The sequence below is a fragment of the Nitrincola sp. A-D6 genome, assembly GCF_000764495.1.
Taxonomy (GTDB): Bacteria; Pseudomonadota; Gammaproteobacteria; order Pseudomonadales; family Balneatricaceae; genus Nitrincola.
On the sequence record NZ_JRLB01000089.1, the window covers coordinates 20,697 to 47,159 of the forward strand.

General features: G+C 51.3%; 28 protein-coding genes and 3 pseudogenes. 26 read left to right on the forward strand and 5 right to left on the reverse strand.

Translation table 11 applies throughout. The features are described from left to right. Position 1: 1 nt before the first annotated feature. From ileS to LH51_RS14240, 12 genes and pseudogenes are all read left to right on the forward strand, one after another. Positions 2–2,818, forward strand: a pseudogene (gene ileS, locus LH51_RS14185) (isoleucine--tRNA ligase). Beyond that, positions 2,811–3,326 (forward strand): signal peptidase II, encoded by a 516-nt coding sequence (gene lspA / locus LH51_RS14190; RefSeq protein WP_036523248.1) that lies wholly within the window; start codon positions 2,811–2,813, stop codon positions 3,324–3,326. Before ileS ends, lspA begins: the two are co-directional and overlap by 8 nt. 14 nt (positions 3,327–3,340) lie before the next feature. Then, the gene (locus tag LH51_RS14195) at positions 3,341–3,775 is read left to right on the forward strand and encodes an FKBP-type peptidyl-prolyl cis-trans isomerase (RefSeq protein ID WP_036523250.1); all 435 of its coding nucleotides are present in this window, start codon (positions 3,341–3,343) and stop codon (positions 3,773–3,775) included. Between the two features lie 138 nt (positions 3,776–3,913). Then, positions 3,914–4,261: a prepilin-type N-terminal cleavage/methylation domain-containing protein gene (locus LH51_RS14200; RefSeq protein ID WP_036523252.1), complete on the forward strand. Its 348-nt coding sequence runs from the start codon at positions 3,914–3,916 to the stop codon at positions 4,259–4,261. Continuing rightward, positions 4,200–4,811, forward strand: a complete 612-nt coding sequence (locus tag LH51_RS14205) for a PilW family protein (protein WP_081960833.1) — start codon at positions 4,200–4,202, stop codon at positions 4,809–4,811. Before LH51_RS14200 ends, LH51_RS14205 begins: the two co-directional genes overlap by 62 nt. Before the next feature lie 22 nt (positions 4,812–4,833). Beyond that, positions 4,834–5,277: a pilus assembly PilX family protein gene (locus LH51_RS14210; protein ID WP_036523255.1), complete on the forward strand. Its 444-nt coding sequence runs from the start codon at positions 4,834–4,836 to the stop codon at positions 5,275–5,277. Further along, complete coding sequence (locus LH51_RS14215; RefSeq protein ID WP_036523256.1) at positions 5,274–5,807, forward strand: GspH/FimT family protein; 534 nt, start codon at positions 5,274–5,276, stop codon at positions 5,805–5,807. Before LH51_RS14210 ends, LH51_RS14215 begins: the two co-directional genes overlap by 4 nt. Before the next feature lie 106 nt (positions 5,808–5,913). Beyond that, complete coding sequence (locus LH51_RS14220; protein ID WP_036523257.1) at positions 5,914–6,339, forward strand: hypothetical protein; 426 nt, start codon at positions 5,914–5,916, stop codon at positions 6,337–6,339. A gap of 11 nt (positions 6,340–6,350) precedes the next feature. After that, complete coding sequence (locus tag LH51_RS19440; RefSeq protein WP_052063808.1) at positions 6,351–7,229, forward strand: ankyrin repeat domain-containing protein; 879 nt, start codon at positions 6,351–6,353, stop codon at positions 7,227–7,229. 506 nt (positions 7,230–7,735) lie between these two features. Further along, positions 7,736–7,990 carry a type II toxin-antitoxin system Phd/YefM family antitoxin gene (locus LH51_RS14230; protein ID WP_036523260.1) on the forward strand — a complete coding sequence of 85 codons (255 nt, stop codon included), beginning with the start codon at positions 7,736–7,738 and terminating at the stop codon, positions 7,988–7,990. Continuing rightward, positions 7,983–8,246, forward strand: a complete 264-nt coding sequence (locus LH51_RS14235) for a Txe/YoeB family addiction module toxin (protein WP_036523263.1) — start codon at positions 7,983–7,985, stop codon at positions 8,244–8,246. Before LH51_RS14230 ends, LH51_RS14235 begins: the two co-directional genes overlap by 8 nt. A gap of 39 nt (positions 8,247–8,285) precedes the next feature. Next, positions 8,286–9,914 (forward strand): NAD+ synthase, encoded by a 1,629-nt coding sequence (locus tag LH51_RS14240; RefSeq protein WP_036523266.1) that lies wholly within the window; start codon positions 8,286–8,288, stop codon positions 9,912–9,914. Here LH51_RS14240 and LH51_RS14245 read toward each other — a convergent pair. The 5 genes from LH51_RS14245 to LH51_RS14265 all read right to left on the reverse strand — a co-directional run bounded on the left by LH51_RS14245 (position 9,878) and on the right by LH51_RS14265 (position 14,211). After that, positions 9,878–10,513 (reverse strand): DUF3299 domain-containing protein, encoded by a 636-nt coding sequence (locus LH51_RS14245; protein ID WP_081960834.1) that lies wholly within the window; start codon positions 10,511–10,513, stop codon positions 9,878–9,880. The two genes, LH51_RS14240 and LH51_RS14245, sit on opposite strands and share 37 nt — an antisense overlap. 32 nt (positions 10,514–10,545) lie before the next feature. Beyond that, a complete protein-coding gene (locus tag LH51_RS14250) occupies positions 10,546–11,799 on the reverse strand; it encodes an ABC transporter permease (protein ID WP_036523267.1) in 1,254 nt (417 codons plus the stop codon). Further along, positions 11,799–12,494, reverse strand: a complete 696-nt coding sequence (locus LH51_RS14255) for an ABC transporter ATP-binding protein (protein WP_036523268.1) — start codon at positions 12,492–12,494, stop codon at positions 11,799–11,801. Before LH51_RS14255 ends, LH51_RS14250 begins: the two co-directional genes overlap by 1 nt. After that, the gene (locus LH51_RS14260; protein WP_036523271.1) at positions 12,491–13,087 is read right to left on the reverse strand and encodes a DUF2796 domain-containing protein; all 597 of its coding nucleotides are present in this window, start codon (positions 13,085–13,087) and stop codon (positions 12,491–12,493) included. Before LH51_RS14260 ends, LH51_RS14255 begins: the two co-directional genes overlap by 4 nt. Positions 13,088–13,227: 140 nt before the next feature. After that, entirely contained in the window at positions 13,228–14,211 is a 984-nt protein-coding gene (locus LH51_RS14265) for an outer membrane protein assembly factor BamD (protein ID WP_052063809.1), read from the reverse strand. Positions 14,212–14,348: 137 nt separating this feature from the next. Here LH51_RS14265 and rluD point away from each other — a divergent pair, with 137 nt between their 5' ends. From rluD to LH51_RS14315, 14 genes and pseudogenes are all read left to right on the forward strand, one after another. After that, positions 14,349–15,317: a 23S rRNA pseudouridine(1911/1915/1917) synthase RluD gene (gene rluD, locus LH51_RS14270; RefSeq protein ID WP_036523274.1), complete on the forward strand. Its 969-nt coding sequence runs from the start codon at positions 14,349–14,351 to the stop codon at positions 15,315–15,317. 66 nt (positions 15,318–15,383) lie between these two features. Next, positions 15,384–16,056 (forward strand): annotated as a pseudogene (gene pgeF, locus LH51_RS14275) (peptidoglycan editing factor PgeF). 125 nt (positions 16,057–16,181) lie between these two features. Beyond that, positions 16,182–18,125, forward strand: coding sequence for a Clp protease N-terminal domain-containing protein (locus tag LH51_RS14280; RefSeq protein ID WP_442934846.1), 1,944 nt, complete (start codon positions 16,182–16,184; stop codon positions 18,123–18,125). Continuing rightward, positions 18,098–18,405: pseudogene (locus LH51_RS24845) on the forward strand (AAA family ATPase); the annotation flags it as partial. The gene LH51_RS14280 and the pseudogene LH51_RS24845, both read left to right, overlap by 28 nt. Positions 18,406–18,423: 18 nt before the next feature. Further along, positions 18,424–18,756, forward strand: coding sequence for a hypothetical protein (locus tag LH51_RS24850; protein WP_235263759.1), 333 nt, complete (start codon positions 18,424–18,426; stop codon positions 18,754–18,756). Between the two features lie 359 nt (positions 18,757–19,115). Next, complete coding sequence (locus LH51_RS14285) at positions 19,116–19,517, forward strand: hypothetical protein (protein WP_052063810.1); 402 nt, start codon at positions 19,116–19,118, stop codon at positions 19,515–19,517. A 75-nt stretch (positions 19,518–19,592) separates the two neighbouring features. Next, positions 19,593–20,492 (forward strand): AbiTii domain-containing protein, encoded by a 900-nt coding sequence (locus LH51_RS14290; protein WP_036523278.1) that lies wholly within the window; start codon positions 19,593–19,595, stop codon positions 20,490–20,492. A 190-nt stretch (positions 20,493–20,682) separates the two neighbouring features. Continuing rightward, positions 20,683–20,946, forward strand: a complete 264-nt coding sequence (locus LH51_RS20615; RefSeq protein ID WP_144244283.1) for a hypothetical protein — start codon at positions 20,683–20,685, stop codon at positions 20,944–20,946. A 132-nt stretch (positions 20,947–21,078) separates the two neighbouring features. After that, positions 21,079–21,930: a hypothetical protein gene (locus LH51_RS21540; protein WP_036523281.1), complete on the forward strand. Its 852-nt coding sequence runs from the start codon at positions 21,079–21,081 to the stop codon at positions 21,928–21,930. Between the two features lie 14 nt (positions 21,931–21,944). Further along, on the forward strand, positions 21,945–22,811 hold the full coding sequence (locus tag LH51_RS21545) for a hypothetical protein (RefSeq protein ID WP_036523284.1): 867 nt from the start codon (positions 21,945–21,947) through the stop codon (positions 22,809–22,811). 309 nt (positions 22,812–23,120) lie between these two features. Next, positions 23,121–23,834, forward strand: coding sequence for a DUF4297 family anti-phage-associated protein (locus tag LH51_RS21550; RefSeq protein WP_200882008.1), 714 nt, complete (start codon positions 23,121–23,123; stop codon positions 23,832–23,834). A gap of 515 nt (positions 23,835–24,349) precedes the next feature. Then, a complete protein-coding gene (locus LH51_RS21555) occupies positions 24,350–25,375 on the forward strand; it encodes an ATP-binding protein (protein WP_200882009.1) in 1,026 nt (341 codons plus the stop codon). Positions 25,376–25,614: 239 nt separating this feature from the next. Further along, positions 25,615–26,034, forward strand: coding sequence for an ATP-binding protein (locus LH51_RS21560; protein WP_200882010.1), 420 nt, complete (start codon positions 25,615–25,617; stop codon positions 26,032–26,034). A gap of 151 nt (positions 26,035–26,185) precedes the next feature. Beyond that, the coding region (locus tag LH51_RS14315; RefSeq protein WP_036523287.1) for a transposase at positions 26,186–26,463 on the forward strand (278 nt) is incomplete at its 3' end.

A 26,463-nucleotide genomic window follows, 5' to 3' on the forward strand; every position in this document is an offset into this window, starting at 1 on the left:
TATGACCGATTACAAACACACTCTGAATCTGCCGGAAACCGAGTTTCCGATGCGCGGTAATCTGCCACAGCGCGAACCAGCCCGTCTGGCGCGTTGGGATGAGATTGACCTTTACGCACGTCTGCGTGAAGAGGGGCAGGGTCGGCGCAAATTCATTTTGCACGATGGTCCTCCATACGCCAACGGCAGTATTCATATTGGTCATGCGGTTAACAAAGTGATCAAGGATATGATCGTCAAATCGAAAACCCTGAGTGGTTTCGATGCGCCCTATATTCCTGGCTGAGACTGCCATGGCTTGCCGATTGAGCACAAGGTCGAAACCACCATCGGTCGGGCCGGTGACAAGGTGCCCTTCCGCGAATTTCGTCAGCAGTGCCGTGACTATGCCACCAAGCAGATCGAAGGCCAGAAAGACGACTTTATCCGTCTGGGCGTGATCGGTGACTGGGATAAGCCTTACCTGACCATGAATGCCGAAACTGAAGCCAATATCGTGCGTTCACTGGGTAAAATCATTGAAAACGGTCATCTGATGAAGGGCTACAAGCCTGTCTACTGGAGTGTGGTCGGTCAGTCGGCTCTGGCGGAAGCGGAAGTCGAGTATCAGGAAAAAACCTCCATTGCTATCGATGTGCGCATGACTGCGGTTGATCAAGCTGCTGTGTTAGAGCTGTTCGATACCACTGCAGGTGAAGGCCCGGTGTCTATCGCGATCTGGACCACCACCCCCTGGACCATTCCAGCCAACCAGGCCGTGTCGCTGCATGCCGAGTTGAGTTATGCCCTGGTGGAAACCGCGATCAATCACGGCAAAGAGCGCCTGATCGTTGCGACTGAAATGGTGGATACCATCATGGCGCGCTGGGGTATTCAGCAGTATCAGGTACTGGCTGAGTGCAGTGGTAAAGCACTGGAAGGTCAGTTGTTGCAGCACCCGCTGTTTGATCGCCAGGTACCGGTCATTCTGGGCGACCATGTGACCACAGAAGCGGGTACCGGTGCCGTGCACACCGCACCCGATCACGGTATGGAAGACTTTGTTGTGGGCCAGGAATATGGCCTGGGTACGCTGAACCTGGTGCAGGCCAACGGCACCTACAGTGATGCCGCGGGTGAATTTGCCGGGCTGCATGTTTACAAGGCCGATGAGCCGATGTGTGATGCGCTGGAGCGTGAACACAAACTCCTGCATATGAAAAAATTTCAGCATAGCTACCCGCACTGCTGGCGCACCAAAACACCACTGATCTATCGTGCTACACCGCAATGGTTTATCTCCATGGATGATAAAAACCTGCGTGCTGATGCGCTTGAAGCGATCAAGGGTGTGCAGTGGTTCCCTGGTTGGGGTCAGGCACGTATCGAAGCCATGTTTGAACAGAGCCCGGACTGGTGTATCTCACGTCAGCGCACCTGGGGTGTACCGATCACCCTGTTCACGCATAAACAGACCGGTGAGCTGCATCCGCGTACCCAGGAGCTGATCGAGGCCGTAGCCCTGCGTATTGAAAAAGATGGCATCGATGCCTGGTTCGAGCTGGATGCCGCCGAATTGCTGGGTGATGAAGCCGCCGATTACGATAAGGTCACTGACACCCTGGATGTCTGGTTTGATTCAGGCACCACACATCACTCGGTGCTGCGTACCCGCGAAGAGTTACAGTTCCCGGCCGATATGTACCTGGAAGGTTCGGATCAGCATCGTGGCTGGTTCCAGTCCTCGCTGAAAACTTCCATCGCCATCAACGGAGTGGCGCCTTACAAACAGGTGCTGACACACGGTTTTGTGGTGGATGAGAAGGGCTATAAAATGTCCAAATCACTGGGTAACGTGATCGGCCCACAGGAAGTTACCGACAGTATGGGCGCTGATATTCTGCGTCTGTGGGTATCCGCTACCGACTATTCCGGTGAAATGGCTGTATCCAAGCAGATACTGCAGCGTACTGCCGATGCCTATCGACGTATCCGTAATACCTCACGCTTCCTGTTGTCGAATCTGTCAGGCTTCGATCCGGCCAGCCACCTGGTTGAGCCAGAGCAGATGCTGACACTGGATCGCTGGGCTGTGGATGCTACCTGGCGTTTACAGCAAAAAATCATAGCGGCCTACGATGACTACCGTTTCCTGGATGTCTATCAGGCGGTACACAACTTCTGTGTGCAGGAGCTGGGTGGTTTCTATCTGGATATCATCAAAGACCGCCAGTACACCACCCAGGCCGACAGTCTGGCACGACGCTCCTGTCAGAGCGCGCTGTACCATATTGCTGAAGCGCTGACCCGCTGGATCGCTCCGATTCTGACCTTCACCGCGGAAGAGATCTACGAAGTGCTGCCGGGCAGCCGTCGTGACAGCGTGTTGCTGAGCAACTGGTATGAAGGCCTGTTTACCCTGTCCGCAGATGATGAGCTGGGTGATGCCTACTGGCGCCGTATCATGGCGGTCAAGGATGCGGTGAACAAGTGTCTGGAAGATGCGCGTGGTGAAAAACTGGTCAAAGCCTCTCTGGCGGCTGAAGCGATACTCTATGTGAGTGACAGTATTCAAGCCGATCTGCAGCGCTTGGGTGATGAGTTGCGTTTTGTGCTGATCACCTCAGCGGTGACGCTCAAACCATTGGCTGAAGGCACTGAAGCAAGAGAAACCGCAGTGGATGGCCTGAAGGTCAGTGTGGCGGCTTCGGAGCATCCCAAGTGTGCACGTTGCTGGCATCACCGTGCCGATGTGGGTGAGCATGCCGAGCATGAAGAGCTGTGTGGTCGTTGTGTAGATAACGTCACGGGCAGTGGTGAACAACGCTACTATGCCTGATAGCGATGCAAATACTGTAGCTGGCACCTGGTGGCGCTGGCTGGGTCTGACGCTGCTGGTCGTGCTGCTGGATCTGGGCAGTAAGTGGCTGGCAACGGATATGCTGGTGTATGCCCGTCCGGTGCCACTGCTGCCGTTTTTTGACCTTACCCTGCTGCATAATCCAGGGGCTGCTTTCAGCTTTCTGGCGGGAGCCGGTGGTTGGCAACGCTGGTTCTTTGTTGGCATCACCCTGATGATTAGTGGCGTGTTGCTGGTTTGGCTAAAACGTACACCGGCGCAGCAGTGGTGGATGCGCCTGGCACTGGCGCTGATTTTGGGCGGTGCTCTGGGGAATCTTTACGACCGTATGCTGCATGGATACGTAGTGGATTTTATTTCATTGCATTATGGTGGCTGGTATTTCCCGGCATTCAATCTGGCTGACAGCGCCATTACTGTTGGGGCCGCTATACTGATTATTGATATGCTGTTTATTTCTGGTCGCGCTGAAAAGCCGACCCGATAATCCGAGGGCATTATATGAGCGACAAAATTCTGGGAGAAGGTACTGCCGTAACTCTGCACTTCGCCATCAAGCTCGAAAATGGTACGGTGATTGATTCCAACTTTGATGCGGCACCAGTAGAGTTTGTTTTTGGCGATGGCAATATTCCCGAAGGCTTCGAGCAGGCACTGATTGGTTTGAAAGTGGGTGATCATCTGGATCTCACCATTGCCCCTGAACGCGGTTTCGGTATGCACAACCCCAGCAATATCCAGGTTATGCCGCGCAGTCAGTTTACCAATATGGATCTGGAGCCAGGTCTGGTGGTTTCCTTTAAAGAGCCTGGTGGTGAAGTGCCGGGCGTTGTCACTGAATTCAGTGATGAGCGTGTTACCGTGGATTTCAACCATCCGCTGGCGGGAAAAACCGTGTTGTTTGAAGTGAAGATTGTTGACCTGGCGGATGCGTAACCTGAGATAGCCAGTCCTCAGTCCTGTTGTTGGGCTGGTTGTCAGACTTGACGCCGATAATCTGGCGTACTAGTCTAAAAATTCGCTGAAGCTAAGGACAGCTTCAAAAACTCTAACTTTTTCAGGGACGGAAAAGTCATGCGACCATTTACCCCTTCTTGCTGCGTTCAGCGCGGCGTCGGCCTTCCCGAAGTCATGATCACCCTGTTGCTGCTCAGCAGTGGCAGCCTGGCACTAACGCAACTGCAACTGCGCAATCTGCAAACAGCCCACCAGAGTCAGCTACTCACGCAACAAACGCTGACGCATACCGAAGCTATTGAACATCTCTGGCAACAACGCTGCTATCTGGCGGCATTAAATAGTGAGGCGCGTCAGAATTATCTGCTGCAAGATTATTCGAACCTTTTCAGTGCCACACCCGATGATCCCTCGTTTCCAGGACAGTTGTGGCAAAGTCACCGGCCCGCAACTGCAGATTGTTAACATGCCTGCCCAGCAAGGCTTTAGCCTGACAGAGCTGCTGGTGGCACTGGCGATTAGCGCCGTGTTGTTGCTTGCTGCTTCAACCCTGTTAGTAGCTGGAAAGGAAAGCTGGCGCTCACAGCAGCGCTTAAATTCAGCGCAGGAGATTGAACGCTACAGCGTGTTGCAGCTACGCCGTGCCATACGTCAGGCGCAGCAGGTCAACCTGGACAGTGATGCACAGCACCTCCGGTTAACTTACCTTGCGCAGGAGGGGAGTCGTAACTGTCTGGGTCAGGAGCAGACAGCCGCTACGGAGTTTATTGATCAGTTTCAGGTTGGTGATGATCAACTGCGCTGCAATGGTCAGGCTTTGATTGCTGGCATTGCCGAATTGCGCTTTTCTTATGGTGTTGACCTCAATGACGACGGACGGATTCTTGAGGATGAACATCTGCCAGTCCCACACTGCTGCATTCCGGTACGCAGTCTGCGCTTTCGGCTGTCTTTCTCAGGTATCAATGCTGGCAGGGAGCCGGTGGAATACAGCGCTGCATTGAGGCGCTACTGAACAGGATACAAGGAGGTATCCCATGACTATACAATTGAAAACCATGCAGGGAAACAGCTTGCTGGTAACGCTGATTTTCCTCTCTGTGATCGCTATGCTGACCTTCAGTGCGGCGGTTAATTCGCAATTGCAGCAGCGTATGAGCCACAATCTACATCTCAAAGTACAGTCTGATGAAGCGGCTGATTCCGGTGTTATGGCCTTCTATACCTGGTTGTCAGCCGACCCGGATCACTGGGAGAGTGAAGGTTGGGAAAGCCTGAATAGCGGTGATCCTTCTGCACAGAGTTACTACGAGATTCTGGCTGATCAACTGGATTGGGACGGTGATTATGTCACGCTGACCGTTCGCGGAGCGGTGCAGAGCGATTTGGATGATGTAAGCAACAGCCTGTTGCGGGTTAGTTTTTATCGCTCGGTGGATGAGGGACGGATTTATCTGCACAACTGGGCTGAACTGCTATGAAAGGGATGCGCATCCAGCCGCCAAGCAGTCAACAGGGGCTGAGCTTGCTGGAGCTCCTGGTCGCGCTGGTGCTGGTGGTCGTGTTAACCACAGTCGCAGTGCCCTCCTTCTCAGCCTTGCTGGAAAAGACACGCCAGGAGAGTACTGCCGAGCGCCTGAAAACGCACCTGGCACTGGCCCGGATCGAAGCGGTCAGTCGCCGGGAGTGGATTACCCTGTGTCGCACAGACGATGGTGAGCAGTGTGTGAGTGATGCTGTAAGCGGCACCACCCAGTGGCAGGGTGTGTTGATGTTTATCGATACCGAACGTGACCGCATGGTATCTCATACTGACAAGCTACTGCGCGTGGACCGCTTTGCTTCGCCCCTTAGCGTGCACTGGAACCGTGGCGACAGCCTGACCTATCAGGCAGATGGTAGCGTCACCGGTTTCTCCAATGGCACTTTTCGTATTCGGGCAGGGCAGTCGGAATTGGAGCATCGGTTGGTGATTTCTATGGCTGGACGGGTTCGGGAAGAGGTTGAGTGAATAGTGGGTTGACTACATTGCATTCAAAATGTAGGGTTATTGTTGCTAAAGGAAGTAATAGCGTTGTAGTCAGATAATACAAGTCCGTCTATATCAAGGAGTGATCATGACAACCAGTCTTTGTCCTGAAGAGTTACGCAGCTCAGCCACCAGTTTATTTCCCACCGTTGATGTATGCCAGACGCTGAAAGCGGAATATGGCATCAGTATTATTGCAGCAGCCGAAAAAAAGTATTTAGTCACCCGAACCGCTGTCTCTGGTAAAACCCCTTTTCGCTATCTTGTTGGCAGAGAAGTCGGTCATTTGATTGGGCCGATGGTGGGGTTGTTGGAGCCGTCAGGGACGAGAGGGGTGATGCTGATGCATATTCGCAATGAAGTTGATAATTGTTACCATAATCATGGAGATATTCTTTGGAAGTCTGAAACATTGAGGTTCCTTTCCCAGGATCCCTTACAGGCAGTTTTGAGGGTGGCTGAACATGACAGTTGTAAATTTGAAAATCTATGGAATAAGATCAAAAGTCTATAAATGGAGTTAGAATGAGCATGTTTCGGTGGCTTTTAATTTTCATTTGTTTATTTGGCAGCTTTTTTAGTACTGCCGTGATGTCTGAGATGCAAGTTTCAGAATATGAGCAATACCATGAGATTAAGTTAGAATATGAGGCTCACAAACGGCAGCAGACTGATGAAATTCAAGCGATTTTTGATCAATATGCAGATCAAAAAATACCTATAGCTGAAGCAACCTACCGCTATACAAATCCATATAGACAAGAGGTATTTGAGTACCCGCTGATTTTTGAAGTGGTTATGTTTGGTACACCAGAGCAGTTGGGTGCATTGATTGCTGCAGGTGCTGATGTAAATGCCTTATTTCCTGGTGGGCATCTTAAAACTCCATCCCGAACACCTATTTATTTTGCAAACAATGCTCATCATCCCTACGCAACTAATGCATGGTTTGAATGCAGACCGGAGCAAGCCAGGCAGCTGTTAGCGGCGGGGGCCGAGATTGAACAGCCATCATTTAATAGTTATAGCCTCCTTGGCCAGTATACAGCACCGGCTATGATCAAGGGTTGTACTGAAACCCTCGCAATGTTAATTCAGGCGGGTGCTGATGTTAATGCCCAGGATGTCCTTGGAAGAACGGCGCTTTCAGATGCGTTGTTAGTCAATGACATGCAGGGTGTTGAGGTGTTGCTGGCTGCTGGTGCAGATCCTAATCTTCAGGACATTACAGGACTAAGTGTTTTTGAACATGCGCTGCAAATGTCTCTAGGCTATCTTCCAATAGAAGATTCAGAGGATTCACAGCCTAATACCCTTCGCCGCTTTATAGAACTGGCAGTCGAGAAAAAGTATGAAGAAAATATCGAAATACTGCGTCAGCAACGAGATGAACAGAGTAACTGATTTTGCAGCATTAACATCGAAGGCTTTCCCTTAAATGCAAAAAGCCTTTCGGATTAACTGGTTACTCTCCCTCTTATCTTTATTGCACAGTATATACAAACATATGGCTGTATCATCAACCACTATCCCCGCGAAAGTTCGTGCCAACTGATAGCAGATGGAAACGTGCCTATAGAGCAGTACAGCTGAAGGTTTGCCTAGGGAGTGTAGCCAGAGGTGTGAAGTTCTTCACATTTTCTGTATCTGCGTATTCCGTAATTTACGATGGAACGTTCCGATATTTACGTCTAATGACTCCGGATTTTACGTTTTAGTATTCCGTAATTAACAATACTATGCCTCTCAGGAACGGGATCTGGGCAGCACCCTTGTCATCTCTTTGGGTACATAGAAACAAAACCAACAGTACAGCGTTGGAGCAATTAGCGTGGTTCATGTGCTATTAAATGTACAGGTTGATGTCTTGGGTATATACTTGTCTTATTAATGGTACATGTGGAGGTTCTATGAGAATCGTCTCTTTTACAGAAGCTAGAAATAGCTTAAAAGCGGTTCTGGATGCCGTTGTTAATGATGCGGATACCACCGTCATCACACGTCGTGACTCTGAGGATGCTGTGGTTATGTCGCTGGATTACTACAATAGCTTAATGGAAACCGTACATTTACTGCGTTCACCGGCAAACGCAGAGCATTTGAACCGTTCCATTGCTCAATTTAAAGCAGGTAAAGTCAGTCAAAGAGATTTAATTGATGAGTAATCGTTTGCTATCATGGACAGATGAGTCCTGGAGCGATTACGTGTATTGGCAGACTCAGGATAAGAAAACCCTTAAGCGCATTAATAAACTGATTAATGACGTTAAGCGTTCTCCTTTTGAAGGTATAGGTAAGCCTGAGCCGCTGAAAGAACACCTGGCTGGCTTTTGGTCCCGCCGTATCGATGATACCAACAGATTAGTGTATGCCGTTGATGATAACGCAATTACGATACTTGCATGCCGTTATCACTACTAAATCAAAATGATATAAACAGCTGACGAGTTTACTCACGCAATGACCGATACCCTGCGGGTCGCTATGGCCCAGTTGAACTTCCTGGTGGGAGATATTCCCGGTAATACCGATAAGATACTGGCGGCGGCGGTGACGGCGCGGGATCAGCATCAGGCGGATGTGCTGCTGTGTTCTGAGTTGGCGATTACGGGCTATCCGCCGGAGGATCTGCTGCTGCGGCCAAGTCTGGAGCCGCGGATTGAGAAGGCGTTGCAGCGGCTATGTCAGGAGCTGCAGGGCATCACGCTGGTGGTGGGCTATCCGCGTTATAACGAGGGTCGGCTTTACAATATGGCGGGTGTGATTCATCAGGGCGAGTTGATCTTTGAATACGCCAAGCAGTGTCTGCCTAATTTTCAGGTGTTTGATGAGCAGCGCTATTTTGTCGCCGGGCATCAATCGGGTACCTTCAGCCTGAAAGGCTGTCGTATTGGTTTAAGTATCTGCGAAGATATTTGGCACAGTACGCCAGTTGAACAGTTAAAAGCCCAGGGCGCTGAGCTGATTCTGAATCTGAATGCATCGCCCTTCCATGCCGGTAAAACCGGTTTGCGCCTGCAGGTGTTGGCGCAGCGGGCGCAGGAATGCGGTGCACCGATTATCTATGTGAATCAGTTTGGCGCGCAGGATGAGCTGGTGTTTGATGGTGGCTCGTTAGTGGTGAGTGCTGAAGGGGAGTTGGTGTTTAGTGCAGCTCACTTTAGTGAGTCACTGGATTGTGTCGATTTTCAAGTGGGTACAGGTGTGATTAGCCCGCTGCAACCCTCTCAGCCTTTCCCCGATTATGAGGCGTCTGTGTATCAGGCGCTGGTCACGGGTGTGCGTGACTATGTTGAAAAAAATCGCTTTCCCAAGGTGGTGCTGGGGTTATCCGGTGGTATCGACTCAGCGGTTACGGCGGCCATTGCTGTGGATGCGTTGGGGCCGGAGCGGGTTGAAGTGGTGATGATGCCGTTTCGTTACACCGCTTCCATGAGCGTCGAAGATGCCGAGGGGCAAGCCAAAATGCTGGGGATGCGTTATAGCGCCATCTCCATTGAACCCCTGTATGACAGTTTTATGCAGCAACTGGCCCCTGCTTTTGACGGACTCAAGCCAGATACCACCGAAGAGAACCTGCAAGCGCGTTGCCGCGGGGTGTTGCTGATGGCGATCTCGAATAAAACCGGTGCTCTGGTGCTGACTACTGGCAACAAGAGTGAAGTGGCGGTGGGTTATTCGACTCTGTATGGCGATATGGCGGGCGGTTTCGATGTATTGAAAGATGTACCGAAAACACTGGTGTACCGTCTGGCGAACTATCGCAATAGCCTGTCACCGGCGATTCCGCAGCGGGTGATCGACAGACCGCCTTCAGCTGAGCTGGCGCCTGGACAGCAGGATCAGGATTCACTGCCGGACTATGCCGATCTGGACCGGATACTGGAGCTTTATGTTGAACGCGATTTCAGTGCTCACGCCATTATTGCTGAGGGTTTTGATGAAGCGGTGGTGCAGCGGGTGGTGCGACTGGTAGATATAAATGAATACAAACGGCGTCAGGCGCCTATCGGGCCGCGTATTACCCAGCGCGGTTTTGGTCGTGACCGGCGTTATCCGATCACCTCTGGCTGGCGGCCTGGTGAGTAATCCTTAAACGCTTGAATCAGGCTACCACTCTCCCTCTTCGGCTTCGTCCCAGTCGTAGGGGTGATCTGAAAGGCTTCCAGTCTGTAACCAGCGGTACCCATATCATGGCTGAAGGTGACCGTGGTTAAACGCCCGGTGATCCACACCGCGTCCCAGAGGTTTTCGACTTCTGTACCCGGTTCAAAATGCACATCGATGATCTGATTCGATGGTGGCGGTGGCACATGGATGCAGGCCCCAAAATAGGGGACCAGGAAAAAGCGGAATACCTTGGTCTGCTCCGCTTCCAACGGTACCACAAAGCCAGGAATGCTGATCATCATGCCATCCAGCTCACCGCGCACCGGTGCTGAGGCCAGCACCTGCAGCATATTATCCATCATGCGTTCTGCTTCCGGGCTGTAATCATCAATTATGTCGAAGTTGTAGGGATCGAAATCCGAATCGCCGATCAGCTCACTGAGCGTCAGGGTATAGTCTTCCGGCATCAGCTCATCCCAGGTGAATACTCTGGGCTCTTCAGCGTCTTTGACTTCTTCGGCTTGCACCGGCAACGCCATCAATAGTGCCAGCAGCAAAGGGACAATCAGTTTCAGCATACGTATCCTGTCAGGGTGTCTATATCAGGGAATCAAAGCCTGGGTGTCAGGCCATCAGCCAGAGTATAGCGGTAGGCGCGCCAGGCGGGAATCAGGCCGGTTAAAAGTCCTGCCAGTTGTACGGCACCCAGAAGCAGCCACTGATTCTTGTCTGGCCAGCCGGGGTTGAGGAAAATCCCGTACTCCAGTGCCAGCCAATCCTGAATACCCAGGGTTAGCAAGGTCAGCAGTCCCAGTCCTGATAGAATACCCAGGAAGGTCAGTAACGTCGCTTCAAATAATAACAGTGCCACAATACGCAGAGGGCCTGCCCCCACGGCACGCAACACTGCCAGCTCACGCCGACGCTCGTTAAGACTGGTCAACAGAATGCCGAGCATGCCGGTAAAGCCTGCAAACACCACAAAACCGGAAATGATCAGCAGGGTGCGTTCGGCCACCGCCATCACCTGCCATAGCTCCTGAATAGCAACGCCTGGCAAAATCGCCTGTAGAGGTTCGGCACGAAAATTATTGATTGAACGTTGCAGGTGGAAAGTGCTGATGCGCGATTCCAGACCCAACAGAAAGGCGGTGATCTGTTTGGGGGTCAGATCCATTTCGCGGGCTTCATCCTGACTGGCACCCAGGCCCGGAATGCGGGTACCTGCTCGCCAGCCAAGATGAATCGCTTCCCAGGCGCCGAGTTTGATGAGCACATTGCGGTCTACCGGTGTGCCGGTCGATTGCAAAATGCCCGATACCCTAAACGGCATATCGTCATGGTTGGCAAAGCTGCCTTGTCCCAGTCCATGAGCAATGACCAGTTTGTCACCCAAACTGTAATCCAGCGCGCGCGCCACTTCGGCACCGACAACAACGTCAAACAGGTCATCAAACACATCACCCTGACTAAACACTAAGGGCTGCTGTTTACCAAAGCGGTAGTAGCGGAAGTAGTCTTCAGTGGTGCCCACTACGCGAAAACCGCGATGCGAGTCACCCAGGGTAATGGGAATGCTCCAGGCCACCTGATCCTGCGCCGCTATCTGCTCATAGCTGCTCCAGCGGATGTTATTGGTAGGCTGGCCGATATTGAATACCGAATACAACAGCAGTGGCAGTGAGCCGCTGCGTGCGCCGACGATCAGGTCGGTGCCTGCCACCGTATTAAAAAAACCCTGGCGGGCATCCTGGCGCAGCTTTTCCACACCGGTCAGTAATAGCGCGCTGATAGCCAAAGTGAGCAGTGTCAGTGCCGCCGTACCACGACGGTTCCAAAGACTGCGTAGCGCCAGAGCCAGCATCAGTTGGCTCCTGTACAGCGATTGATATCGCCCAGATTGATCACCCGGTCAAAGTGTTGGCTCAGGCTCAGATCATGACTGACAAACACCAGCGTGGTGTTATTCAGACGGCTTTGCGTCGAGAGCAGATCCAGAAACTGGTCACGGGTATCACTGTCGAGTGCCGAGGTGGGTTCATCGGCAAGCAATACTTCCGGCTGTCCGATCAACGCCCTGGCTGCCGCAACACGCTGCTGCTGACCTATGGACAGCTCAGCGGTCGGTACAGGGCGATCAATAAAGGCACCCAGTCCCAGTGCTTGCAGTAATGCCCGCGCGGCGGCCACCGGATCTCCGGCTTTACGGCGGCGTGCGGCTGAAAAGCGGCAGGGCAGCACGACATTATCAATCAGGCTGAGATAGGGCAGCAGGTTAAACTGCTGAAACAGCACACCAATGTGATCGGCACGAAAGTGATCACGCTGGCGCTGTGACAGGGTATTAAGCGATTGATCCAAAAGTTCGATGTCACCCTGCTGGGGTTTCATTAACCCACCTAAGAGGTTCAGCAGGGTGCTTTTACCGCTACCGGATGCGCCACGCAGAAACACCTGCTCACCCCGGGGGATGGTTAAGCTGTCGATCTGCAAAACGGGCTGGTGAGGTTTCCAGCCAAAGCTCAGCTGGTTCAGTTTGATAGCGGTTGTTTGCGTCATTCGTTCAGTCTAAGCATATTTTGTCCTGCATTCAGGATCAGGCCCTGTTGGCCTGCCGGGGTGATCAACTGCACCTGTATTTCCTGCAGGGAGGGATAGGTGTTGAACAGATTGACCCGGATCTGCTCCAGTTGTTCCGGATGCTCGCAAGTATAGTAATAATCTACAATTACATCGCTGTGAGCTGTGTCATGCTCATGCTCATGCTCATGCTCATGGTCGTGATCTTCTTCATCTTCCAATAGGTGGTGTTCAACATGAATCTCTTCAGCTTCACAGCCAGCGGCTTCGGGTAAATGCCAGAAGGTATCAGGCAGGTTCATGCGCCCGACCAGGTCGTATACCTGAATGATCTGTTCTTCTCCATCCGCCACATGCTCAAAACCTACCAGGTCGGCGGCAGGGGCTTTAAGGCTGGCCAGAAGCATAGAGCCTTCCAGCACCACATCCAGCTGTGCCATCCCGTGTACATGAGAATCAAGCTGACTCTGGTCGTGTTGATGATCGTCGTCGTGCTCATGGTCGTGGTCATGTGAGTCGGCAAAACTGAGGCTGCTGGCTATGAGTAACAGGGAAAGGGCGATCTTGCGCATGCTGTGCTCCTGATATGAATAGGGTTGTTAATTTGTTATAACATAACAGATGCTGGGTTGATCAGAAAGTTCCCTGTGAGCCTTAACGCATTGGACCACCCGAAGGTGGCCCAATGCACAGGTAATTTTTTTGGCTCAGTTTACTGACCCTGCTCGATCAGCTCGCCGCTTTCCGCTTCACTACCATCGCTGCCAAAGGTACCGAAGGTGATACGGTGTAACAGAGAACGGCTACCGCTGCTGGCGCGTTCGCCCTGCTCTTCTGCCTCACGTAGCCGATCGGGATTAACTGGCCGTGCCGGTGTGGCTGGCTCAATTTCACCCAGCAGACCAAAGCTGGCGGTGTAGAGCAGATCGAAACGCTGCGGCGAGAAAGGACGAATCACATAATCCGGATAGTTCAGACGCAGGACTTCCAAGGCACTTTCAGCCAGATCATTCATGCCCATTTTGGTATAAGACTCGGCCATGATCGCCAGTGCGTCGGGTACGGCAGGGGTTTCCTGCAGATTCTCGACCACATAACGGCCACGATTAGCCGCGGCGACCCAGGCTTCACGCTTCATGTAGTAGCTGGCTACATGAATTTCATAAGTTGCCAGGCGGTTTTTCAAATACTGCATGCGTCGCTGAGCATCCGGAGCAAACTCACTGTTGGGGTAGCGGTTCAGCAGAATGGAAAAGCTCTCAAACGAGTCCATCGCCGCACCCGGATCACGCTGGGTTTCATCCAGCGGCAGGAAGCGCGCCAGGAAGTTGCGATCCTCTTCAAATGAGGTCAGGCCTTTCAGGTAATAGGCATAATCAATATGGTCGTGATTAGGATGCAGGCGCGCGAAGCGATCAGCGGCGGCACGGGCCGCAGCGGGTTCACTGTTGCGATAGTAGGCGTAGATCAACTCCAGTTGTGACTGTTCCGAAAAACGCCCAAACGGATAGCGCGCTTCAAGTAACTGTAGCTTCTCAATCGCCAGCGACCAGTTGCCGGCATCCAGGGCACTCATGGCATCGTCATAGAGTATCTGCTCGGGAATATCGGGAATGGCTTTATCGCCGCCAAACCACGAGCAGCCGGAAATCATAATCAAAAGGGTCAGAGCGCAAATCACTTTGACAAATTGCATATTGCTTTATCCTGAGATGTTGACCGAATCCGGCGTTTCAGATCGGTTTCGGTTATACTGGAAGAACATTCATTCCGGCCTATTAAAACACAACCGGATGCCAAGCTAAAACATCCTTGAGTAAAGATTAGAATTCGATGTCAGAACAGGTTGATTTAAATGCCGCCGTACCGGCCGAAATGTACGGTTTACGGCTGGATCAGGCCGTATCGCAGTTATTTCCTGAATACTCCCGCTCACGGCTGCAAAGCTGGATAAAAGAGGGAGCCCTTCGGGTCAATGGCGAAATCCGCCGTACGCGCGATAAGCTCAGCGGTGGTGAGCAGATTACTGTATCGGTCGAAATTGCTTCGATCGATCGTCATGCAGCTCAGGATATTCCTCTGGATATTGTCTATGAAGATGACGATATCCTGATTCTGAACAAGCCTGCGGGTCTGGTGGTACACCCGGCGGCGGGTCATGCCGATGGCACCTTGCTGAACGCGCTGCTGCATCACTGCCCGGCTATTGGTCATGTACCGCGCGCCGGTATCGTGCACCGTCTGGACCGGGATACCACCGGTCTGATGGTGGTGGCGAAAACCATCCAGGCACAAACCGAGCTGGTGGCCCAGTTGCAGGATCGCAGTATGGGGCGTGAATATGAAGCCATTGTCTATGGGGTGATGACGGGCGGTGGTTGTGTCGATGAGCCGATGGCGCGTCATTCCAAAAACCGTCTAAAGATGGCAGTAGTAGGAGTTGGCAAAGAAGCGATCACTCACTATCGGGTGCTGGAAAAATTCCGTTCGCATACCCATATCCGCCTGAAACTGGAAACTGGACGCACCCATCAGATCCGTGTGCACATGTCACACATCAACTATCCGCTGGTGGGCGATCCGCTTTACAGTGGCCGTGTCCGCCTGACCAAGGGCGCCAGTGAAGAGATGAAAGAAGTACTGAAACACTTTCGTCGACAGGCGTTGCATGCTAAAAAGCTGGAACTCTGGCATCCACAAACCGGTCAGCAGATGAGTTGGGAAATTGATCTGCCCGCTGATTTTGAAGCCGTGCGTCGGGTGCTCAAAGAAGATGCCGATAACTGCGACTACGAGCTGTAACCCATGAAACTGATCAGAGCCAGCTGGCCGGTAAAGCCCAATATTCATGCCCTGACCACCACGCGTATGGATGGTGTCAGTCAGCCGCCTTATGACGGGCTGAATTTTGCTTACCACGTGGGTGATGATCCGTTACTGGTGGAACAGAACCGTCAGATACTGCAACAGGCGATGGGCCTGAAAAAGCCGGTGCAATGGCTGGAACAGGTACATGGCACCGCCGTCATCAAAGCCAGTGATGATGATTCGCCCATGGCAGCGGATGCCTGCTGGAGCGATGAACCGGGCATGGCCTGTGCGGTGATGACCGCCGACTGCCTGCACTGCTGTTTACTGACCGTGCTGGCACGCGCGTGGCGGCTGCCCATGCGGGCTGGCGGGGCCTGGCTAACGGTGTGTTGGAAAATACCCTGCGGTATTTGCCAACCCCGCCGATGTTATGGTCTGGCTGGGCCCGGCCATCGGGCCACTGGCGTTTGAAGTGGGCGATGATGTGTTTCTGGCCTTCTGTGAAGACAATCCCCTGGCCTCCGCCGCTTTTATCCAGGCACCCACCAATCCCGGCAAATGGCTGGCGGATATCTACCGTCTGGCACGTATTCGACTCGCCGCCGCGGGAGTTACCGAAGTCTATGGCGGTGATTTCTGCACCTTCACCGATAGTGAGTACTTCTATTCCTATCGCCGTAACAATCAAACCGGTCGCATGGCCAGCCTGATCTGGATCGAAGGCGAATAAATTAGCTGATTAAAATGTAACCACTTGAATTGCTCAAACCCCAACCCCATTAATTCAGCAACAGTAACAGATGCCAGCGTTGTCCCAATCAACCGCCGCATCGATGCAGAATTAAGGAGAAGGGCATGCGTCCTGATAAATTCACTTCAAAGTTGCAAGACGCCCTGACTGAAGCTCAGTCACTGGCGGTTGGCAAAGACCATAACTTTATCGAACCGATTCACCTGCTCGCCGCGTTCATCGAACAGCGCGATGGTTCCGTACGTCCCTTGCTCGGTCAGGCCGGTGCACAAATGCCCCTGCTGAGCCGCAAAATCGGTGAAGCGCTGGATCGTTTACCCCAGGTCAAAGACCCAGATGGTGAAATTCGTCTGTCACAGAACATGGCACGGCTGTTCAACCTGACCGATAAACTGGCGCAGCAACGCGGTGACCAGTATATCGCCAGCGAACTGATGCTGCTGTCGATGGTGGATGACAAGTCTGACGCCGGACGGGTGCTCAAAGAAGTCGGCGTGACCCGTGAAAAACTCACCGAAGCGATCAACAACATGCGTGGTGGTGCCGCTGTGACCGATCCCAACGTCGAAGAATCACGTCAGGCGCTGGATAAATACTGCGTCGATCTCACCGAACGTGCGGAAAACGGCAAGCTCGACCCGGTCATTGGCCGTGATGAAGAGATACGTCGTACCATTCAGGTGTTACAACGCCGTACCAAAAACAACCCGGTACTGATCGGTGAACCCGGTGTGGGTAAAACCGCTATCGTTGAAGGACTGGCGCAGCGCATTATCAATGGTGAAGTACCGGAAGGGCTGAAACACAAACGCGTCTTGTCGCTGGATATGGGCTCGCTGATTGCCGGTGCCAAATTCCGTGGTGAGTTTGAAGAGCGCCTGAAAGCGGTACTGAATGAATTGTCGAAACAGGAAGGCCAGATCATCCTGTTTATCGACGAACTGCACACCATGGTCGGCGCCGGTAAAGGCGAAGGCGCCATGGATGCCGGGAATATGCTCAAGCCCGCACTGGCGCGCGGCGAACTCCACTGTGTCGGCGCCACCACCCTGGATGAGTACCGTCAGTATGTGGAAAAAGATGCCGCACTGGAGCGGCGTTTCCAGAAAGTCATCGTTGATGAGCCTTCCGAAGAAGACACCATCGCCATCCTGCGCGGCTTAAAAGAGCGTTATGAGATACACCACAGTGTCGATATCACCGACTCCGCCATCGTCGCCGCGGCCAAGCTGAGCCAGCGCTATATCACCGACCGTCAGCTGCCGGATAAAGCCATCGACCTGATCGACGAAGCCGCATCACGCATCCGTATGGAGATGGATTCCAAACCCGAATCCATGGACCGTCTGGAGCGTCGCCTGATTCAGCTGAAAATGGAACGTGAAGCGCTGAAAAAAGAAACCGACGACGCCTCGCAGAAACGCTTAAACGAACTGCAGCAAACCATCAGCAAACTGGAAAAAGAATACTCCGATCTGGATGAAATCTGGAAAGCGGAAAAAGCCAGCCTGCAGGGTTCACAGAACGTTAAAGAAAAACTCGACCAGGCGCGTGTCGAAATGGAACAGGCCCGCCGTGCCGGGGATCTGACCAAAATGGCCGAGCTGCAATATGGCCGCATCCCTGAGCTGGAGAAACAGCTGCAAGCCGCCGACTCAGCCGAGCAGGGACCACAGGAAACTAAACTGCTGCGCAATAAAGTCACCGAAGAAGAGGTGGCCGAAGTGGTGTCGCGCTGGACCGGGATTCCGGTGACCAAAATGCTCGAAGGTGAACGCGACAAACTGCTGCGCATGGAAGACGCCCTGCACCAGCGCGTGGTCGGACAGAGCGAAGCCGTAGTCGCAGTAGCCAACGCCGTGCGCCGCTCCCGTGCCGGTCTGGCTGACCCCGCCCGACCCAGCGGCAGCTTCCTGTTCCTCGGCCCAACCGGTGTGGGTAAAACCGAACTCTGCAAAGCCTTGGCACACTTCCTGTTCGACACAGAAGAAGCATGGTGCGCATCGATATGTCCGAGTTTATGGAGAAACACTCCGTCGCCCGCCTGATCGGTGCCCCTCCCGGCTATGTCGGCTATGAAGAAGGCGGCTACCTCACCGAAGCCGTGCGGCGTAAACCCTACTCCGTACTGCTGCTGGACGAAGTGGAAAAAGCCACCCAGACGTGTTCAACATCCTGTTGCAGGTACTGGAAGACGGCCGCCTGACCGATGGCCAGGGCCGCACCGTCGACTTCCGTAACACCATCATCGTCATGACCTCTAACCTGGGCTCCGACCTGATCCAGGGCTTCAGCGATGACGACGACTACGAGCTGATGAAAAAAGCGGTAATGGAAGTCGTCGGCATGCACTTCCGCCCCGAAGTGATCAACCGCATCGACGAAGTGGTGGTATTCCACAGCCTGCGCAAAGACCAGGTCGCCGGTATCGCCAACATCCAGCTGGAACGCCTGCGCAAACGCCTGGCCGAATTCGACCTGCGCATGACCCTGACCCCCACTGCACTGGAAAAACTGGTGGATGTCGGCTTCGAACCCATCTACGGCGCCCGCCCACTGAAACGCGCCATCCAACAGTGGATCGAAAACCCGCTGGCGCAAAAACTCCTGGCAGGCGACTACCCCCCAGGCAGTGAAATCGGCGTAGACGTCGAAGCCGGGGAATTCACCTTCCGCTAATCCTCGACTAAAGTTCCCTAATCAAAGGCTTGCTCATGCAGGCCTTTGTTGTTTTAATCAAATACCCACAATTTAAGTAGTCCCACGCTGTGATAATGCACGGTCCGTGCGGTAGCCGTGATTGAAGGTGGGGTTTTCGGGCCTTTGTGACGGGTGTTTCTGTTTTTCTGTGATTTTTTGTGTGGGTCTTGCCTGCAGTTATCTAGTTATTGTGCTGAATAAATGATCTTCTTGGTGCGTATTTGTTAGGGCTTGCTTTGGGTCAATAAGGGAAGGATTGAATCGGGCTAGTATGGGTACGAGTGAATAGCAGGTTTGGGCAGAACGGCCTTTGAGGCTACGGAATAAATAATAGTCCAATGACCAAGGTTGACGAAACGACTGAGTGTGCCGATTGCGGTGCTCCAATTGCTGCCGAGGTGGACGCACTGGAGATCCGCCGACCATGCGATGTGTGCGGTAGCATAAAGCGTGTTCATAGCATTTCAATAGTGGAAACGCTTGTGGTTAGAGATGGATACGGTTTGAAGGCAAAGCGTCCTGGTCAAAAGAAGCCATACGTCGAGGATCTGTCGATGCCTGATTACTCTCGCAGTTTTGGAAAACATGTCCACCGGCAACGGGTTATCGACAGGGGCAATGACCACTATTTTGAGAAGATCACCGATTACGAGACTGGAAAAGTCATTCATCACTGCGAGGAGCCGCTTTCACAACATCAAGGACATGGCAATGCGAAGCGGAAGAACAACCAAGGATAACCTTTTGTTGCAGAGGGCGCACCACCTATGGTGGTGCGCTCCTGAACTAATATGTTATATGCAAAAGGAGGATGCATGAGCACTCCAATAGTAGTGCAATTACAAGAGATGGCTTCTGATAGCAAGAACCATCTGCCGGATTTGTTGAGAAAAGCACTCCTAATTTCTTCGAAACTAGGTCTGAACGATTTCAGATCATGGGTTTTGTCAGAATTAAATGGATATCAATCAGCAGAAGATATTCCAAATTACAGAGTTATCGGTTCACAGCTGAAAGTCATTAACCCCTATCATGGGTATCAGCCGTTTATCATCGAAGATGGTGAGTTAGCGAGCTTGGTTAGTGAGGTAAAAATATTCGAATCTGTAGAGTCGCTTCAGCATTTGATATCTAGGTCAAACGCCAAAGAACAATTAACATTTCCTTTTCCTCCAGAGCAAAAAGCAGCTTTAATGCGAATGCAAGGTGGTTTTGCCCAGTTAGAACCGACTCGCATTATTGGGAGCAACCAAGTCAAAAGCGTATTGGAGCAAGTTAGAACCCAATTGTTAGACTGGGCTTTGCTGCTCGAATCACAAGGAATCTTAGGGGATGGCATAAATTTTTCCGCGGAGGAAAAAGCTATTGCCACTGAAAATCAATCGGCCATTAACATCCACAATTTCCAAGGTGTGTTGGGTAATGTGTCTGGTGGTAGCGTAAGTCAAACAATGTCAATGACAGTAACACCTGGTAATTTTGACTCTCTCGCACGTTATTTCAGACAACAGGAAGTTAATGAAGAAGACATCAGGTCCTTGGAGCTTGCAATTAGCCAAGATCCAGAGGCAACAAGAACTGAGGCTTTTGGTCCAAAGGTTAGTAGCTGGATAGGAAAAATGACCACTAAGGCGGCAGATGGCACTTGGTCCGTTAGCGTTGGAGCAGCAGGGAGCTTGTTGGCAACTGCTATCTCAAAATTCTACGGCCTATAAAGATGGCATACAACAAGCAGCACGTGAGCCCGGCAAAAAACGCTGTGCTGGACGGCTTACATTACGCTTCTCTTCATTTCAGCCGCCCGTGTGCTGGGCGTATGCACTAAATTAGTCGGAGAGTTCCATATGCCAAGTTTAGACCTTAACTGGGATAAATATTTTTCAAATGCGAAGTGGGATGATATTCGTGCTAAATCCTATTTTTTATGGGCAACGACTGCCCTCCATTGTGCACCAAGGGGCAGGTCTTGTTTATCTATCATCACTGAATCTAGATTTTTCATTAACTGATGTTGTCGGTTTAAAAAACGTCATTTTAGATATTAAATTGACGTTGCAACATTTTTCAGAATCAAAAAATTATTACAAAGCCGCAGTCGCTAGTACGGATTTAGAGATTATATCTAATTTATTGAGTGAACAGAGTTGCGAAAGCCCTGATTTAATTTAGCTTAAGCTATGCATATCAAGGCACAGAACTCGTGGCCTGTGGCGGCTGGGACGCCAAACTTGCTGGCGCGTTTGGCGTCGCTCGTGTGCTTTGCGTTAGCCTTTTGAGTAATTTCAGCTTGGAGTATGAAAGATGAGAGAACAGGCGGTGCCTTTACTGGCCGAGATAGATCGCTACCTGGCAGCCCCGCTCAATCAGGACGTGGCTGCACGTCTGATCGAGAATAGGAACGGAATAGCTAGACTTCTTGATGCAATAGAACAGAAGCACTTTAGTGCAGCCTTTATTGGCAAGATCGGTGCCGGGAAAACATCCGCAATATGCAAGGTGTCCGGCCTGCAGTATGACGGCCCCGACAATGAGCCTGTAGAGGTCCTGAAGACAGGGGCTGGCCGAACCACAGTGTGTGAGGTAGCGGTCGAATATTCACCTCGGTACTCCATCAAAGTCGAACCGTTACCGGACGAGGAAGTTCAGCGAATAGTAGGTAATTTTGCCGACTTCATATGGACGAAAGCCAGCAAGACCATTGCCGATGAAGACGAGGGCGGCAATCTTCTGAGTGAAGAACTCACCCGGTGTATACGGAATATGCTCGGTCTCACAATTGAGAAAAAGAAAGAGGACGGCAAATGGCGTTCAAGCGATAAGGCACTAGAGTTCTCAAAGAGCTGTAAATCTGTAATAGAAGTGAATGATCTTATGTTTTCTTGTTTAGCGCTTGAGAGCAGGACAGAAACCGAGTTCTGGCCCAATCCAGAGGAATCAAAAAGTTGGCAGAGCTGGCTCAAAGAAAATTTCGCACGGATTAACGACGGAAAGAACAAAACAGTTTCGATTCCCGCACGCATAACAATCCGAGGCCCGTTTCCCTTAATGCGAGGGATAGCGTCTGGAGCATCGTCGACACACGTGGCATCGATTCATATATCCATCGAGAGGATATTCGAAGAGCGCTGGATACAGAGGGAATATTTCCAGTAATTTGCTCCTCGTTCGTGGATGCCCCGGATGCTGATTGCAGGTCGTTCTATGAACTGGGAGTTCAGCTGGGGCTTGGTCGCCGTATTGCTCGTGACGTAACCCTGCTGATCCTAGACAAAAACGAATCAGATAAAATTGCAGACATCGACAGCGATATTACGGACCTAGAAGATAGGAAAAGCATTGGTCGAAGCATCAGGGAAGAACAGGTTTCAAATAAAATTGCGCACGAATATAAAATTAGTCCGAATATCCTCACGTTTGATAGCAGAATTGATGCGGAATCTGAGATATGGGGGGCATTAGAGTCTCGGCGGTCTGCATACATAACAAGCAAATCGAGAGATCTGGTCACGCTTCTTTCCGCTTCACAGGAATTGCTTTCTGCTGAAGGGAGCAAGGCAGAAGCCTTTGAACATGACATCCATGCGCTGGTTTCCGATTGGCGTGCAAACGCAGATGCTAGATCACCTGACTGGAATCATTTTGGTGAATACATTAAGAGTGTCTTTTCTGTAACACATCATCGGACTCTCGCGGCGAGCATCGATCGAAAGGGTTCTTGGTACAACCTAAACATCTACGAAACAATTAATCAGCGCGCAAGGTCGAACGCCGTCAAATTTTGCGGAACGGAAGTAGCGGAAATTAAGAATAGTTTGACCCTCTTGCGTGGCAAGTACCCAGAGTTTTCCAACCAGATTGATGCACTGGAAAGCGAGTGCGTTGCGCAGTTCGATTCCTTTGCGGTTTACGTGGGCGATATAGCGAAGGAACATTGGATCGAGCAGGTAAAAACGTTCGTATCCATATGGAATTCGATGGCTGGTGAATGGGGGCGCGGCTCCGGCTATAAGGCAGAGTTATCGAGCACTGGATAGCTTGGATAAAATCAGAGCAATCCATATCTATCCATAACGCTCTTCTGCGGCGGGTTGCATCGGCCTGGGGGCGGGTACTCGCCGAGGGACAAGACTAAAACAGGTTCCAGCCGACATCCACATCTCTGGGGCTTCGCCTCTGCGGCTGAACCTGGATGTGAGCTTAAACAACCAGGAACGCAGATATGGTATATCGATTTGTTGCTTCACTTCATTACCGACGACTTAGTAGGATATCGAGTAAGAGTAGGTTACAGGAGGGCGCGTCGAGTCACTGCGACTCCTCGGCGACCTGTTGGGGATGAGCGCATGACGAACCGCAGTGCAGTTGACACTATACGCGGGTACTTCTACCAGTTCGATTACTCGATACTGAAAGTACTCCAATTGTCTAATTATGAGGACTCGATTGCCGTCGAGTGCATCGAAGACGTCGACATTCGTACTGCAACGGAAGTTACAGCCGTGCAGTGCAAGTACTACGCGGGTACGGAGTACAATCACTCGGTTATCAAACCGGCCGTTATGTTCATGCTGTCTCATTTCAAGAAAATCAAAGATGATGGGAGGCCGCTCGTTAAGTACTCACTCCGTGGTCACTATAGCTCAGGCCAGCACAAGCTACCGTTGTCTATAGACGTTGCATTTCTGAAGCAGCACTTTCTGACGTACAGCGAAAAGAAAGTGGAGCGTCGTCGTCACGAGGAACTTGGTCTTAGTGATGATGATCTAGCTGAGTTTCTGTCGGTTCTGAACATCGATATCAATGCAGCGAGCTTCGAGGATCAATTCGCGGAGATCACTCGGGTGTTGCAGACCGCTTACGGCTGCACACCGTTCGAGGCAGAGTACTTCTATTACAATAACGCCCTTGCTCTGACGAGAGAGTTATCGATCCAATCGTTGCCAGCCAACCGCACCATTACCAAGAGGGCGTTTCTAGAAGGATCAGACACATCTAGCGTGCTGTTCAACGAATGGTTCGTGCGGAAGAAGGGTGAGAAAGCCACTTTGCTGCACTGAGAAAGCAGTACTTTGCTGGCCTCAACCTATCCCCGTTCGAGCGTTTCTTTCTCATCGAAGTTGATCCCGCAACACTTGTTCGGAGTGATCTCAAAGATGTGCTGCACATACTGTCAAAGAAATGGTCAAAGACGACCAAGCGCGATGGAAGCTCGTCGTTCTGCCTTATGTTTATGTTCACGGGCTACCCCATGATGAATTGGTTGCACTAAAGAAGGAGCTGGCGACCGAGGAGTTCGGCTTCATCGACGGGTACGACTTTCAAGGAGCAGACTTCAGCCTAAAGTCGATTGTGAAACGCGCCACACATGACAATGGAATAAAGTTGAAAGTATTGAATTCAATCACCGATCTTGGGGCGACAGTGGGGGGATTACGAAAACCCGAGAGGTCTACCAGTTTCACTTGGGAAATAGCTACTTTGATCCCGCGAACGAAGCCGTCAAGCACGTTCAGATTCAACTGAAAAATCTTACAGATATTACGGCAATTATATAACCGAATCGGAGACGGAGATGGCAGTAGAAACTACAGCTGATAATCTTAATGCCCAAGTGGTCGCAGTTTTCCCAGACAAAGTCCGCATTGTCGTAGACAAGTTGGAGGATTTTAAAATTGCAGAGGAATCGCTTCGTGTTGGCTCGTATGTCCGAATCGCCGACAATGAGAATGCCGTCCTCATCGCGATCATCGAAAATTTCCAAATTGTGGCCAGAGACGATGGAACGCGACATCACATAATAGAGGCATTTCCGTTAGGTGTTCTACGTGACGGAAAGTTCGAACGCGGCGGCGACTCACTTGCGATACCGCCGAAGAGTGTAGAGCCGGCGACGATTGAGGATATTAGGCGCATATACTCAGATTCGGTCACAGAAGCAGAGAGCTTCTGTTTCTCAAGTCTTGCGTCGAATCCTGAGGTCCGAGTGCCGGTGAATGGCAATAAGTTCTTCAATAAGCACATCGCCATCGTTGGATCCACCGGTTCTGGAAAATCTCACACACTCGCAACTATTGTTCAAAAAGCGGTCTCAGAAAAAGCAGGGGACTTTACTCTAAACAACTCCCACGTAATTGTCTTCGACATTCACTCGGAATACCGATCCGCATTTCCAAATGCCAATTTCATCGACGTTTCGAACTTAGTTTTGCCTTACTGGATGTTGAATGCCGAGGAACTGGAGGAATTCTTCATTGACACCGAAGCGAATGATCACAACCAGCGGAATGTCTTTAAAGAAGCCGTGCTGCAAGACCGACGTGCTAAATTCACTGGCACGTCAGGTGATGCCCAGCGTATTCACCTTGACTCGCCGCTTCCGTTCGATATTCAAGAGGTCTTGAAATTTGCCATTGCAAAGAACACGGAACGGTTGGAGACAGGTGAAGTATATGCTGCAAGTAACAAAGAAAAGGCGGGTCAGCCGAAGTTCGAGAACGGGAGCCTGCACTCAAAGCTCACAAACTTTATCAATCGTTTAGAAAGCAAAATCAACGATAGCCGGCTTGAGTTCTTTCTAGGAGAGCGGTCGAAGACATAACATTTGAGCAAACGCTCGAGACCCTGCTCGGTTACTCAGCAGCAAGCAAATCAAATGTTACAGTCATTGACCTGAGCGGCGTACCTTTTGAAGTTCTCAGCATAACGGTCTCGCTAATTTCTCGTCTGATCTTCGAGTACGGGTACATCTATAAGCGTTTGCGATGTGCCAAGAACCAGAATGAGAAGATTAACAACGACGTACCTATCCTGCTTGTCTACGAAGAAGCACACAAGTACGTGCCGAACAGCGAGCTATCTAAGTATCGTTCTTCGAAAGTTTCCATTGAGCGCATTGCAAAGGAAGGCCGTAAATATGGTGTAACCTTACTCCTCGCAAGCCAGCGCCCGTCCGAAATCTCAGAGACGATTTTCTCGCAGTGCAACAATTTCATCGCGATGCGCCTTACAAATCCGGTTGATCAAGGATACGTCAAGAAACTGCTACCAGATTCTCTTGGAACACTGATAGACAAAATGACCTCATTCCGGCAAGGAGAAGCACTGCTTGTGGGCGAATCTATCGTTCTGCCTTCGATTGTTCAAATCGATCAATGTGATCCTGCGCCTTCGTCGAATGATATTCCGTACTGGGAGCTTTGGAAGGAAGAGTGGAGGAACATGGACATCGCCGCAATCAAGGCAGAATGGTATAGGTAGAGCCCGGGGAGCTCGATCTATGCTCAGTCGCTTGGCCCTCCGTTCTAGCACGATGGAACGTTGAGACTGTCGGATAAGTCCAGCCCTTGGCTGGTAGCGCATCGATCCGCTAAAATCGATGAATCGAATTTGAGATCAGGGGTGGCGATGGATGGCGCGGTACAAACACTACGATTACAACCAGACCAAGATGATTCCACTACGTTTCGCGGATCAAATCCAACCTGGCACCTTTGAGTATACGCTGAACCATGTAGTGGATAATGATCTCGATCTCAGCGTGTTTGAATCCCGCTATCGCAATGACGTCAACGGTGCTCCGGCCTATGATCCGGCGATTCTGCTGAAGGTGGTGTTATTTGCTTACTCCCGAGGCATTACCAGTAGCCGCAAGATTGCGCAGGCATGTCGTGAGAATGTGATTTTCAT